At 52.4% G+C, this 13,125-nt stretch carries 12 protein-coding genes and 5 pseudogenes; 7 read left to right on the top strand and 10 right to left on the bottom strand.

The window, feature by feature from the left end:
- Positions 1 to 169: 169 nt before the first annotated feature.
- From AB9F26_RS19340 to AB9F26_RS19315, 6 genes and pseudogenes are all read right to left on the bottom strand, one after another.
- Positions 170 to 854 (bottom strand): annotated as a pseudogene (locus AB9F26_RS19340) (IS6 family transposase).
- 148 nt (positions 855 to 1,002) lie between these two features.
- Positions 1,003 to 2,025, bottom strand: coding sequence for a LacI family DNA-binding transcriptional regulator (locus AB9F26_RS19335; RefSeq protein WP_369756723.1), 1,023 nt, complete (start codon positions 2,023 to 2,025; stop codon positions 1,003 to 1,005).
- 69 nt (positions 2,026 to 2,094) lie between these two features.
- A complete protein-coding gene (locus tag AB9F26_RS19330) occupies positions 2,095 to 2,418 on the bottom strand; it encodes a hypothetical protein (RefSeq protein ID WP_369756724.1) in 324 nt (107 codons plus the stop codon).
- The gene (locus AB9F26_RS19325) at positions 2,415 to 3,299 is read right to left on the bottom strand and encodes an NAD(P)-dependent oxidoreductase (RefSeq protein ID WP_369757967.1); all 885 of its coding nucleotides are present in this window, start codon (positions 3,297 to 3,299) and stop codon (positions 2,415 to 2,417) included. The genes AB9F26_RS19330 and AB9F26_RS19325 overlap by 4 nt, the downstream gene beginning before the upstream one ends.
- On the bottom strand, positions 3,290 to 3,799 hold the full coding sequence (locus AB9F26_RS19320; RefSeq protein ID WP_369756726.1) for a gluconokinase: 510 nt from the start codon (positions 3,797 to 3,799) through the stop codon (positions 3,290 to 3,292). The genes AB9F26_RS19325 and AB9F26_RS19320 overlap by 10 nt, the downstream gene beginning before the upstream one ends.
- Positions 3,796 to 4,563: an SDR family oxidoreductase gene (locus tag AB9F26_RS19315; protein WP_369757968.1), complete on the bottom strand. Its 768-nt coding sequence runs from the start codon at positions 4,561 to 4,563 to the stop codon at positions 3,796 to 3,798. Before AB9F26_RS19315 ends, AB9F26_RS19320 begins: the two co-directional genes overlap by 4 nt.
- Before the next feature lie 154 nt (positions 4,564 to 4,717).
- Here AB9F26_RS19315 and AB9F26_RS19310 point away from each other — a divergent pair, with 154 nt between their 5' ends.
- Both AB9F26_RS19310 and AB9F26_RS19305 read left to right on the top strand, forming a co-directional pair.
- On the top strand, positions 4,718 to 5,665 hold the full coding sequence (locus AB9F26_RS19310; protein WP_369756729.1) for a 2-hydroxyacid dehydrogenase: 948 nt from the start codon (positions 4,718 to 4,720) through the stop codon (positions 5,663 to 5,665).
- A 1-nt stretch (position 5,666) separates the two neighbouring features.
- On the top strand, positions 5,667 to 6,698 hold the full coding sequence (locus AB9F26_RS19305; protein WP_369756730.1) for an L-idonate 5-dehydrogenase: 1,032 nt from the start codon (positions 5,667 to 5,669) through the stop codon (positions 6,696 to 6,698).
- Here AB9F26_RS19305 and AB9F26_RS19300 read toward each other — a convergent pair.
- Both AB9F26_RS19300 and AB9F26_RS19295 read right to left on the bottom strand, forming a co-directional pair.
- Positions 6,685 to 7,542, bottom strand: coding sequence for an NAD(P)-dependent oxidoreductase (locus tag AB9F26_RS19300; protein ID WP_369756731.1), 858 nt, complete (start codon positions 7,540 to 7,542; stop codon positions 6,685 to 6,687). The genes AB9F26_RS19305 and AB9F26_RS19300 overlap by 14 nt on opposite strands.
- Complete coding sequence (locus tag AB9F26_RS19295) at positions 7,539 to 7,955, bottom strand: heme-binding protein (RefSeq protein WP_369756732.1); 417 nt, start codon at positions 7,953 to 7,955, stop codon at positions 7,539 to 7,541. Before AB9F26_RS19295 ends, AB9F26_RS19300 begins: the two co-directional genes overlap by 4 nt.
- Before the next feature lie 675 nt (positions 7,956 to 8,630).
- Here AB9F26_RS19295 and AB9F26_RS19290 point away from each other — a divergent pair.
- The 3 genes from AB9F26_RS19290 to AB9F26_RS19280 are packed head-to-tail and all read left to right on the top strand — an operon-like array spanning position 8,631 to position 11,394.
- Positions 8,631 to 9,116: a TRAP transporter small permease gene (locus AB9F26_RS19290; RefSeq protein ID WP_369757969.1), complete on the top strand. Its 486-nt coding sequence runs from the start codon at positions 8,631 to 8,633 to the stop codon at positions 9,114 to 9,116.
- Positions 9,113 to 10,393, top strand: coding sequence for a TRAP transporter large permease subunit (locus AB9F26_RS19285; protein ID WP_369756734.1), 1,281 nt, complete (start codon positions 9,113 to 9,115; stop codon positions 10,391 to 10,393). Before AB9F26_RS19290 ends, AB9F26_RS19285 begins: the two co-directional genes overlap by 4 nt.
- Before the next feature lie 23 nt (positions 10,394 to 10,416).
- A complete protein-coding gene (locus tag AB9F26_RS19280; protein WP_369756735.1) occupies positions 10,417 to 11,394 on the top strand; it encodes a DctP family TRAP transporter solute-binding subunit in 978 nt (325 codons plus the stop codon).
- 87 nt (positions 11,395 to 11,481) lie between these two features.
- On the opposite strand, the pseudogene AB9F26_RS19275 reads toward AB9F26_RS19280, so the two are convergent.
- Positions 11,482 to 12,001 (bottom strand): annotated as a pseudogene (locus AB9F26_RS19275) (transposase); the annotation flags it as partial.
- Between the two features lie 114 nt (positions 12,002 to 12,115).
- Between AB9F26_RS19275 and AB9F26_RS19270 the strand changes: the two are divergent.
- Positions 12,116 to 12,253, top strand: a pseudogene (locus AB9F26_RS19270) (helix-turn-helix domain-containing protein); the annotation flags it as partial.
- Here AB9F26_RS19270 and AB9F26_RS19265 read toward each other — a convergent pair.
- Positions 12,254 to 12,685, bottom strand: a pseudogene (locus tag AB9F26_RS19265) (IS6 family transposase); the annotation flags it as partial.
- Positions 12,686 to 12,745: 60 nt separating this feature from the next.
- Between AB9F26_RS19265 and AB9F26_RS19260 the strand changes: the two are divergent.
- Positions 12,746 to 13,117: pseudogene (locus AB9F26_RS19260) on the top strand (transposase); the annotation flags it as partial.
- Positions 13,118 to 13,125 lie beyond the last annotated feature (8 nt).

The raw sequence follows: 13,125 nt of genomic DNA, 5'->3' as shown, positions 1-13,125 counted from the left end.
TGGGTATCACGGATTGGATCACCTATCCCTTGCAAAAATACTTATCGAATAAGGTGATCCGGATGGTTCGCGCGCGTGCCTGATCTATAATGATGGAACACAAACAATCTCAAACGGTGGTTTCAGACTAATTCGAACTCGTCTCAGCTAGGCTAGGATCCCTGCCCTTTTATGCCGCACAAAAGCCGCGCCACTCAGTAAGAGCCGCGTTGCGATTGGCTTTGAAATGAACTCTTTGCGATAGACTGCGATCCTGATTGAAGTGGTTGAAAACGGATGCGTGAACGGAAACAAATTTCTGCAAACTTCGCATTCGACGAAAGCGGTGCATCGCTCGCTCTCGTCGTCGGAACGGCAAGTGTGAATTCTCAGCGCGATTGTTTTTCCAGCGTCCTGTTTCCTGTTTCGCCGCGTTACCAATCATCTTCATCGCGGCGCCGTATGAGCGAAGTTTGTCAGTGACTATAATCTCAGGCTGGCTGTACCGTTTCATCGCTTTCTTCGTAAATTTAAGGGCTGTGCCCTCATCGCGGCGCTTGGTGACGTAACTTTCCAACACCTCACCTTCATGATCAACCGCTAGCCATAAGTAGTGACGTTCGCCGTTTACTTTCAAAACAAACCTCATCTAGGTGCCACTGCCATTGAGGCCAGGATCGCAATCGTTCCACTCGTTTCTTCCGTATCTCAGACGCAAACATTGGCCCGAACCTGTTCCACCAAAACCGAACCGTTTCGTGGAGTAAATCCTCCACGTTTCGAAGTGAGAGCGGAAACCGAACGTAAAGCATCACCGCTAGACGGATGATTTCAGGGCTCGTTTTGAAATAGCGAAAAGGGGAGTGTTTTGTCATGGCCCTAAGCTAGTTACTTACCCCGCCCCGCCCCGCGCAAGTCAGTTTCCTCTGACAACACCATGCTCCCTCTTGTCGAGATGGTTTTGAAATAGGTCCCGCCGTGTCGTCTTCTTGGCCATGTGCGGATGTATATGGACCCCGCCTTTCAGAAAGTGGCAAACTTAGTCGATGTAGATTGTGCTGGTTTCAGGACCGGAGTGATCATTTTGTTCCGCGCCGTTTCGGGAGACTTCAATAACTCCAACACCAGATCGGCGGCGCTCTCCCCGATTTCTTTCGACATCGGGTCAATAGTGGTCATTGTCGGCACGCAGACCTCAGCAATATCGTATGCCCCAAACCCAGCGATTGCGATTTGATGAGGAACAGCTATGCCGCGGCGTTGACACTCGGACAACGCGCCAAAACCCACAAGATCAGACACGCAAATCACCGCATTCGCATCAGGAAACCGTTCAAGTAATTCGCTCATCGCTTTTGCACCCTTTTGCATAGGACCTTGCGGCGCACCAGAACCGACCAAAAGATCAGTCGGCAATCCATGGCTCGCCATAGCCGCTTGAAAACCACGGCGCCGATCTTGTCCACGCGTGTCGCTTTCAGAATCGCCACCCATAAACGCAATACGCGTGCGCCCTTGCTGAACGAGATGATCTACAAGTAGCTGCATCGTATCTGCATTGGAAAACCCAACTACATGGCCAATTGGGCTATGCGGATTGTCCCATGTTTCAATGACAGGCACACCGGCCCCTATCAACATTTGACGGGCCTTGTCGGTGTGGTGTCCACCTGTGACGATTATCGCTTCAGGGCGACGGCGCAGGAATTGACCGATCAGCTGCTCTTCGCGCTCCAATTCATAATTAGTATGTCCTAGCAGCACCTGGTAGCCCGCTTGGCTAAGCTTGTTGGTCAGCGCCACAACGGTCGCGGCAAAATTGGCATTATTAAGGGACGGAATTGTCACCGCGATAAAATCACTGCGCTTGGTGCGAAGGTTCGCGGCTGTCATATCAAAAACGTAGCCAAGCCGGTTCGCCGTTTCGTGTATTTTTGCCCGAGTCGCAGCCCCCACAGAAGCCTCTTCCTTGAAAGCGCGACTGACCGTCATAACGGACAAGCCAGTAGCTCGCGCTACGTCTTTCATAGTTGGGCTACGCTTCATAGAGCTTCCTTATATGTGATCGATACCACTTCTGGCGAGTTCATCTCGGACTTGCAACCAAATCATGCGCTAACAAGCCTTGGTGGCAACATGGTGGTGGATCCGACCCTTAAAGAACCGCGGCAGCAATGCTTCTGTCGCTTTTTTACCCTCCGTCCTCGCGGGCGAATTCAACGCAGTGGTCACGGCGGTGAGATCATCGTAATCGATCTCCATGATCAAGGGGAATTCTGGCGCGCCAGGATCGGCCTCCTCGGTGAACGTTACACGCACTGCTCGTGCACCGGGGAATGCCTGCCACTTAGGCAAGAGTTCATCCATTATAGCTGCGCGAAACGCGTCCGTCTTTCCCGCGTGGATTGTTCCTTCAAACATTGCAAATCTCGTGATCATTCTGCCAACTCCTCTGGGCCATTGAAATATTCCATCAATGCCGCTTGATCCTCGCCGCCCAATCCGGCGGCCGTCAGCAGGCGGTGCACTTCGGCGCAAACGGCGGTCATCGGCATGGCGGTGTTGGTACGCCGCGCCAAATCTTGGGCGCCATTCAGATCCTTGACCATATTGTCTATTCGGCCTGTGCGACGATAATCTTTGGCGACGTAACGGGGCATGTATTCTTGCAATATTGCGCTATCTGCGCGCCCACCTTTTAAGGCGATCGGGATTTTTGCCGCATCAACACCGGCATCAAGTGCCAATTTTGTAGCCTCAGCCACCGCCAGAAAGTTGAGCCCGCATAGAACCTGATTGATAAGTTTTGTTGTCTGCCCTGCTCCAACGGGCCCCATATGCGTGTAATTCGAAGCGACATGTTTCAGCACATTATGCGCGTCCGCGACGTCTTGCGCATCGCCGCCCGCCATCAACGTCAACTCTCCGATCAATGCCTTGGGTGCACCTCCCGATAGCGGACTATCGACCCAGCGCAACCCTATCTCTGATGCCTTCGCGGCAAGGTTCTTTGTTGCTTCGGGGTCAATAGAGGACATATCGATAATCAGTGTGCCGGGCTTAGCACCCTCCGCCACGCCAGCTTTGCCAAACACGGCGATGTCTACGATGCGCGGCGCATTAAGGCTGGTGATGACATAATCACTCGCAGCAGCGGCCGCGGCGGCAGACTCTGCGGCCACGGCGCCATGTGCGACCAATTCCGCGACTTTGTCGGCATCTAGATCAAAGACTGTGAGCTGATTGCCGGTTTGTGCCAAACGGGTGCCAATCGCACCGCCCATGGCTCCTGCGCCAATTAATGCGACCTTTACTGACATTTTGTATCCTTATAAAAATGGGCGACCAGTTCGGCTACGATCGCATCCGGGCTCTGGGCAATATCGACTCTAACTGCGTTTTCATCCGGTGCGGGTGGTTCAAGAGTTGATAACTGACTGTCAAGCAAGGCAGGCGGCATAAAATGATCTGTACGCGCAGCCATCCGGCCCGCAATCACATCGCGAGTGCCGTCAAGATGCAGAAATGTGACGGCACCACGTGCAGCTCTGCGGATGATATCGCGATAGCTACGCTTGAGAGCAGAGCAAGCAACGACCAACGGAAGCTTGTGATCTACAAAGGTGCGTCCGACGGCAGCGAGCCATGGACCACGATCAGCATCGTCCAAAGGAATACCCGCTGCCATCTTTGTAATATTAGCAGCTGAATGCAGATCATCGCCATCTATAAAATCCGCACCCAACTGGACGGCAAATTCCGCCCCAATCGAAGACTTTCCGCAACCCGCTACACCCATGACCACGAAGCGTTTCATCATAGAGAAGCAGTGATGCCGCCATCCACAAACACTGTCGTGCCATTCACAAAAGAGGACGCGTCGGAGGTCAGAAAAATACACGCCCCAACCAGTTCTTTGACATTGCCCCACCGTCCTGCCGGCGTACGCTTTGCTAGCCACGAGGAGAATTCGGGATCTGCTACAAGAGCCGCATTCAAGGGCGTATCAAAATATCCAGGAGCCAAAGCATTGCATTGCAATCCATGCCGCGCCCAATCTGTCGCCATCCCCTTTGTGAGGTTCCCAACTGCCCCTTTCGTCGCCGTATATGGTGCAATTCCGGGGCGCGCGAGTGCGGTCTGAACGCTTGCGATATTCACAATTTTACCCTTACCACGTTTGATCATATGGTTCGCGCATGCCTGACCGACGTGAAACACGGATGCAATGTTGGTTTGCAGCATTTTTTCGAACATATCAGCTGGAAAGTCTTCAAGCATTTCGCGGTGCTGCATGCCTGCATTGTTTACTAGGATATCAATCGGGCCGGTTTCTGCCTCAAATTTATCAACAGCCGCGCGTACTCGAACATGATCCGTAGCATCAAAAGCAAGCACCTCAACTACCGCGCCGTCTTCCCGCAATCTCGCTGCAGCAGCGTTTAACTTGGCGGTGTCGCGCCCGTTCAGCACGATCGACGCGCCCGCAGATGCAAGGCCGCGCGCAAGGGCAAAGCCTATTCCCTGAGACGACCCCGTTATCAGAGCTCGCTTACCTGTCAGGTCAAACAATTGAAGGCCCATTTTTCGAATCCCTTTTAATATCAGTACCCAATTTATGTTATCGATAACAAATTTTGTCAATAGACCACTTAACAAACGAAGTTACGACTGGACGGCTCCAATTGTCTGATCTATGTTATCGATAACAAATTCAGTCGAACCGCAGGAGTGCACAATGACAAAACCAGATATTCTTCAGGTTGGTTACTATCCGGACTGGGACCAAGAACCGCTGGATGAAGCATTCAACATGCACAAATATTTCGAAGCTGATGACAAAGCTACATTCCTTGCCAAGGTAGGTCCAAGCATCAAAGGCATCGCAACGCGTGGTGAACTCGGGACCACGCAGGCCATGCTCGATGCGTGCCCCAATCTCCAAGTAGTTTCGGTTTACGGCGTTGGCTATGACGCGGTCGATGTGGCTGCCTGCACTGCACGCGGTATCCATGTAACAAACACGCCCGATGTGCTGACAAGCGACGTGGCCGACCTTGGCGTAGCGATGATGCTCGCCCAGTCGCGCGGCATGATCGGTGCATCCCAGTGGGTCCGTGACGGGTCTTGGGAGGCAAAGGGTCTGTACCCGTTGCAATCGCGCGTTTGGGGCAAAAAGGCCGGAGTCCTGGGCCTTGGGCGGATCGGGTTCGAGGTCGCTAAACGGCTCTCGGGTTTCAATCTCGACATCGCCTATAGTGATGTCAGCGCCAAAGGCTACGCGCCGGACTGGACGTTTATCGCAGATCCGATTGCACTCGCGAAACATGCGGATTTCTTGTTCGTAACCCTCGCTGCATCCACTGACACGCGCCATATCGTTGGCAAAGAAGTATTGGATGCCCTTGGGCCTGATGGCATGGTCATTAACATCTCACGTGCGGCCAACATCGACGAAGAGGCATTGTTAATTGCGCTGGAAAACAAGACCGTCGGTGCCGCTGCATTGGACGTGTTTGAAGGCGAGCCGGCCTTGAACCCACGTTTTCTTGCGTTAGACAACGTGATGGTCCAACCGCACCACGCGTCTGGCACCTTTGAAACACGCAAAGCAATGGGTAAGCTGGTGCGTGACAACCTGATTGCGCATTTCGCAGGCAATCCACTTTTGACGAAGGTAAATTAGGATGAAATCGCTTGTCATTCACGCAGCAAATGATCTGCGCATCGAAGACCATGACATCACCCCACCCGCCAGCGGCGAGGTACAGATCACCATGGCCATTGGAGGTATTTGCGGCACCGATTTACACTATTATAACCACGGTGGGTTTGGCGTCATCAAGCTGCGCGAGCCGATGGTACTTGGACATGAAGTCGCCGGACACATCACTGAACTAGGCATTGGTGTTGAACACCTAAAGCTTGGCCAACTTGTAGCCATTTCCCCGTCGCGGCCCTGCAATACATGTAAGTTTTGCCTAGAGGGCGCGCAAAACCAATGCCTGAACATGCGTTTCTATGGCTCAGCCATGCCATTCCCGCATATCCAAGGCGCGTTCCGCCAAGTGTTGAATGTTAGTGACAGCCAATGCGCAGTCGCAGACGGCATAACTCCGGGCGAAGCCGCAATGGCTGAACCACTTGCCGTTTGCCTGCACGCGACGCGGCGGGCGGGCAACTTGGTCGGGAAGTCAGTGCTGGTGACCGGCTGTGGCCCTATTGGCATCCTGTCCATCCTATGCGCCCGTCGCGCCGGTGCGGACCTGATTGTGGCAACAGATCTGAGTGATTACACACTACAAATGGCGCGCGCTGCGGGAGCAGATAAAGTTATCAACATGGCGCAAAATCCCGATGGATTGGCAGAGTTCACACCGGACAAAGGCACGTTCGACGTCTTGTATGAATGCACGGGTGCGGCCCCCGCGCTGGCGGCAGGCATTCACGCGATGCGCCCGCACGGCACGATCATGCAGCTTGGGCTTGGCGGGGACATGACCCTACCGATGATGGCTATCACGGCTAAAGAGCTGTCACTCAAGGGGTCGTTCCGGTTTCATGATGAATTCCAAACCGGTGTCAGTTTGATGCAAAAAGGGTTGATCGACGTGAAGCCGCTGATCACGCACACCGTCAGCATTGATGATGCTGTTGCAGGGTTCAAGCTGGCGTCAGATCGCACGCAGACGATGAAAGCACAGATTAGTTTCGCTTAAGGTCCAGCCATTCATAATAGGCGGAGTGGTCTTTCTCGCCGCCGTTATGGACTTCAACAAAATCGCGAAACCCTGCTGTGATCGTTTCTGAAAGTGGCAAAGACAGACCCGCTGTATGTGCCAAGGTCATCGCGTTGTTGAGATCTTTAAGTTGCGCGACAGAGCGACCACCGGGGGTAAAATTACCCTCGACCATGCGTGCACCGTGCAGATCAAGGATACGACTATCGGCAAACCCGCCACGCAGGGCGTCGCGCAACGCAGCCTTGTCACACCCCCCTGCCTCGGCCAATCGCATAGCCTCAGCCACCGCGCCAATCGTGGTTGCGACGATCAATTGGTTGGCCAATTTCGCGACCTGCCCTGCGCCTACTTCCCCCAAATGCGTTGCCCGACCAAGCAAATTAAAAACAGGGGTTGCACGTAGGAATGAAGCCTTTGAGCCACCAACCAAGATCGCGAGACTTGCGGCCTCGGCACCCGTCACGCCGCCTGACACTGGCGCATCCAGGTAGGCCAACCCGATACTTTCGCTTTGCCTTGCCAGTGCCCGATCTGTGTCAGGATCAACGGATCCCATATCTATGATTAGCCCACCTTTCGCCGCAGCGTGCATCGTAAGGTTATCCAAAACTGCGCGCGTTGCAGGACCATCCAATAGCATGGAAATCACGCACTCCGCACCTTTTACAGCTTCCTGCGGAGTTGCACGGACATTACATACATCCCCAAGGGCCTTCGCCTTGTGCTCACTGCGATTCCACACGGTCACGTCGTGCACAGCGGCCAAATGGCGTGCCATGGGCGCACCCATTAATCCGGTGCCGAGAAACGCAATTTTCATATGTCAGCACCGATTGAATTCAGCGCCGCCACTGCGACCTCAATGTCTTGCTGACCTGTGCCCGACCCGACACCGATCCCTCCCAGCACAACGCCATTTACAATAATCGGCAAACCTCCTGGTAAGCCAGTCATGTGGCCGCCTGTCGCGACCCCAATTGCTGGGCGTACGCTCTCCGGAATATTGGATGAAGCTCCACCGGTCGATGCAGCTGTCAACGCCTTAGCTTTTGCCGACTTGCGGCTCAGAAACTTGGCACCCGTCATCCGGATTTCCGCAATCAACTGCCCGCTGGCATCGACAATAACAATACATTGCGGCTGGCCCATCTGTTCAGCGGCTTCCACACCCGCTGTAAGCATCCCCATCGCTCCCCGATGGGTGAGCAATTTGGTGTCCATAGTTGCAATCATAATAGCCTTCTTTCGTTTTGAAGATGCGAGCAGTTATCGATAACACTTACCCAGACTAGGAAATAAAACACAAATGTCATTTCACAAAAACCATGGCAAGTGTGTGACCGCAATGTCTGGGTCGCATCGGTCAAGTTTCTCGCAACTAGGACGAACTGGTTCAGTATCTGAACTGTTTACTTTTCTCGGACCATCACAATGACAGAATCATACGCTACGCGCCCGTTACAGGTTTGTTGACATTTGGCAGGCCGCCCAGCTTCGACAATGGCTAAACCCGTACCGCGTGGGGCGCTTGGTCTCGTGGTGACATTGAACCCACCGCGTGCCGCATGGATAGCCAAGTAAAAACGCCGATTGTTGCATCCCCGCCTAGCTTTTCCTTTCAAACCTTGCCTCGGAGACAGGTAAAGACACATACTTTTCACTTTACCAACGTGCCCGAAGGTGACTCCACCTGATCGGATTGAGGCGATCAGGTTCCCAGTGCGCCCTCCCCTTAGTTAAAATGAAAACTATGGTTATTGACAGAAAGTTGTTGCAAGTGTTATCGATAACATTCAATATGTGTTATCGATAACATATCTTGGGACATTTGCAATCCCAACTATAGTATTCGATTATTCGACTCTGGCGCCTGATTTAGCCTGTTGAAATTTGCTTTGGGAGGAGCGCATGAGTAAACTTGCCGAAAGGTTATGGAACTCCATTGAAGCCGTAATAGCGGTTCTTATGATTGTCATGATCGCTTTTGTTTTCACAAATGTGGTATTGCGCTACGGCTTTTCGTCAAGTTTGCGGCCTTCAGTCGAGTTATCAAGAATGTGCTTTGTATGGGTAGTCATGCTTGGCGCGGTGGTCGTATTGCGACGTGATGAACATCTCGCAGTGACTGAAATATCAGATGTTCTTTTTCCTCGTGCCGTCCCCTTTCTGCGACGCCTCGGTTGGGTAATTATCTTGTTCGCCGTTGGTATGCTGTTTTGGGGGTCGTTCCGCCAAATGATGGCCAATTGGAACAATATTTCACAACTTACTGGGCTGCCTTCAGGGCTCTTCTATGCAGCCGGCGTTATTTCTGGTGGCTTGATGGCCTTCGTAGCAGCCGTGCGAATTTTCTATCCCGATGCGTTCGCCACTAAAGATGGACCCACACTATGACTCTGGCAATTTTCCTCAGTGTTCTGCTGTTCTCGATCATGCTTCGATTGCCCGTCGCGTTCGCACTGTTGTTGTCGTCCATCGCGCTCATGTTTTACATGGATACGTTCAGCGTTGATATTCTTGCACAGTCGCTGATCAACGGTGTAGATAGTTTTCCGCTGCTAGCGATTCCATTCTTCCTTGTGGCGGGCGAGGTTATGTCCGTTGGTGGCCTCTCGACGCGTATTGTGCGGATGGCGACGATGTTTGTTGGGCACCGTAAGGGTGGCTTGGGGTACGTTGCGATTTTCACTTCGGTCTTGTTGGCCGGTCTCTCTGGATCGGCTGTCGCCGATGCCGCCGCTTTGGTTAGCATTCTGTATCCGATGATGAAACAAGCCGGATATCCAGAAGGACGCTCTATGGGCTTGCTGGCGTCTGGTGGTATCATTGCCCCAGTTATTCCACCCTCACTGCCACTGATCTTGGTCGGTGTTGCGGGCGGAATTTCGATTAAGGATTTGTTCTTGGGTGGGATTGTCCCTGGGCTACTGATGGGGCTAACGCTTATTCTGGTCTGGTCTATTCTTGTACGCAACGAGGATCTGCCTGTTGCACCCAAGGCCCCGTTGGCCGAAAAAATGGCCTCGTTGCGTGAAGGCATTTGGGCACTCCTGATGCCTGTTATCATCATCGGCGGTATTCGGTTTGGAGTCTTCACCCCCACAGAGGCTGCGGTTGTCGCTGCGGTTTATGCGCTCGTTATCTCCACGTTTGTTTATCGAGAGATGACTTGGAGCAAGTTTTATTTGGTACTGAAAAATTCTGGACGCGCAACTGCAATGGTCATGTTTCTTGTCGGCTGCGCTATGGTTGCGGCATGGCTCATTACTGTGGCGCAGTTGCCGCAACAGCTGGCAGTACTGCTTGGGCCATTTATCGATAATCCGCGCACTCTGATGCTGTTGATTATGTTGCTGGTTTTGGCCGTCGGCATGGTCATGGATCTGGCGCCTACCGTGCTTATCCTTGTGCCGCTGCTGATGCCTGTCATTAAATTGGCGGGGATCGATCCAGTCTATTTCGGGCTGATGTTCGTGATCAATTGTTCCATTGGATTGATCACGCCACCAGTCGGCAATGTTCTGAATGTTGTTTGTGGTGTTGGCCGCGTGCCAATGTCCAAGGCTGTCAAAGGGGTGCTCCCTTTCATAGCTGCATATTTGGTGCTCTTGGGGCTGTTCATAGCTTTCCCGGACATCATAATCGTGCCGATGAAATTCATCACCGGCTAAATTGTCCTCGGAGGAGAAAACAAGTGAAATCTTTTATGAAACCAATGGTGCTTGCTGGCACAATGATTTTTGGCGCTACATTCGCTACAGCTGAAACAACGCTAAAGTTGGCGCACGCAGCACCGGAATCCGACCTCCAGCAAACAATGTCTCTGTTCTTCAAAGAGCAAGTCGAAGCACGCACGGACGGCAACGTCATGGTCAACATTTTCCCATCCGGTCAATTGGGCAACGATGCACAGATGATTGACGGAATTCGTTCCGGCATTATCGATTTGGCAATGGTTGGGTTGAACAACTACTCCGGTTTAATGCCTGAGTCCGCAGCTTTCACTTTGCCTTTCATGTTTCCAACCCGCGAAGCGGCCTATCAGGTTCTAGACGGACCGGTCGGTCAAGGCGTACTGGATCAAATGGGTGAATTTGGTCTTAAAGGTCTAGGTTTTCCAGAAAACGGCTATCGCAACATGACCAACAATCGCGGCCCAATAAAAGTACCAGCTGATGTTGCGGGCCTCCAAATGAGGGTTAACAACTCTATCGCGCTCAACGACATGTTCTCGGCCCTTGATGCAAACCCTCAGCAAATTCCAGTAGCCGAACTATACACCGCCTTGGAAACTGGTGTTGTCGACGCGCAGGATCACCCGATTGGTGTGACTCTTTCGTTTAAGTTCTATGAAGTGCAGAAATTCCTCAGCCTGACCCAGCACGCCTATTCACCGTTGGCACTTGCGATGAATAATAATGCTTTTGAAGGTTTGTCAGCAGATGAACAGACGGTTATTCTTGAGGTGGCAGCAGAAGCCGTTGCGATGCAGCGCGAGTTGAGCATCGCGAAAGAAGACGAAATGCTTGCCGCACTGGAAGCCGATGGAATGACAATCAACCGCGACGTTGATGGAAACGCATTTCAAGAGGCTATTAAACCAGTTTGGGAAGCCTTTATCGAAACCAATGGTGACGGCCTTGTGAACGCTATCCTTGAAGCTTCTAACTAAGTCAATTTCTTAATCTTTGGACCCCGCCGACACTCGGCGGGGTCCAATTTGTTTGGAAACACAAACTTTGCCTAGGGTCAGGACTCGTTAAATCCAAAATATCACGATTTCTGCGATGCATATTGAGGAGAAAAAAGTGTGTGCACAGCGGTCATATCGAGTTGATATACGCCTCCAGTCTTTGAGTTTATCGAACATGTTTTCGACCTTATGCCTCTGTTTATGCGAAGCCTTATTGTATTCTATCAGACGCTTTCGGTTCCTCCTTAAGGGAATGCAGGGGGCTATCCCTTTGTCCAGTAAGCCATCCCTGAACCAGTCCGCGTCGTAACCTCGATCAGCAAGGAGGTGCTTGGCCGCCGGGAAATCGGCCAGCAATAGTTCGGCCCCTTTTTTTGGAGGCTGCAAGCGGTACGATGCGCCTTGAGGTGCGTCGCGTCTATCTGCAATTGTTTCGGCGTGTCCTGAGATGATAAGGCTTTAAAATATTATTAAATACGCCTAACCTGCTCCAGCGGATGAAGCGATTATACAGGGTCTTATGCGGGCCGTATTCGGGGGGAGCATCCCGCCACTGCAACCCACGTTTCAGGACATGGATGATGCCGTGTTGTTTTGCACTGAGAGCTGACCCGGTAGCCCCATAAATTTTCACTGAGAATTGACCCATGTAAACACACTACCCTGACGGATTTGGTCGGGGAGATATGGAGTGATCGACATGGGATTTTTAAGTGTAATACGACGTTGGGCATTGCGTGAAGAGATGCCAATTCGAGAGATTGCCCGCCGGACGGGTCTGTCTCGTAACACAATTAAGAAGTACCTGCGTGAGGGCGCTGTTGAGCCGAAGTTCAAGACGCAGTAGATCAGTCACGATGACATGTGGTGGACCAAAGCGCTTCATTGTTTTTCTGAGGAATTTCAACGCCGCTTTGCGATCCCGGCGCTTGGTGACATAACTTTCAAGCACCTCGCCCTCGTGATCCACGGCCCTCCAGAGATAGTGGGTTTCACCGTTGATTTTTACAAACACTTCGTCCAAATGCCATTGCCAATTCGAATGAGCTCGAAGGTGCTGAACCCGTTTTCTTCGGATCTCCGCGGTGAACAACGGACCGAACCGGTTCCACCAAAACCGCACAGTCTCATGGCTAATTTCGATCCCGCGCTCATGCAACAAATCCTCCACATTCCGGAGTGACAGAGGGTACCGAACGTAAAGCATCACTGCCAGGCGGATGATCTGCGGGCTCGTCTTGAAGTACTTGAATGGGTCGCGTTTTGTCATCCTGCGACGCTAGGCGTTCACCCTGCCCGCCTCAACCGGTTTTCTTCTGACAGTGCCCAGGCCGAAACTCGCGTGGATGCTGAGGCGGCTTTCGACTTCTTCGCTAAAACCTACGGCGTCAAATACGATAAAGCCGTAGGCAAATTGGCCAAGGACCGCGATGTGCTGCTGGCCTTCTACGACTTCCCGGCCGAACACTGGAAACACATCCGAACGACCAACCCGATTGAAAGCACGTTCGCCACAGTCCGACATCGCACCGGAAAAACCAAGGGCTGCCTCAGTCGCAAAACTGGCCTCGCCATGGCCTTCAAACTGATGATGTCAGCACAAAACAAATGGCGCAAACTCGATGGAGCCAACCGAATGCCCGAGATCATCCAAGGGGTTGAGTTTAAGGACGGGATCAAGCAAATTCAAAATGCCGCCTGATCACGCCG

Origin of the sequence: Falsihalocynthiibacter sp. BN13B15, assembly GCF_041205415.1 — a bacterium.
Classification (GTDB): Bacteria; Pseudomonadota; Alphaproteobacteria; order Rhodobacterales; family Rhodobacteraceae; genus Falsihalocynthiibacter; species Falsihalocynthiibacter arcticus.
The sequence above is the reverse complement of the archived record's forward strand: the minus strand, read 5'-3'. Positions and strand labels throughout refer to the sequence as shown.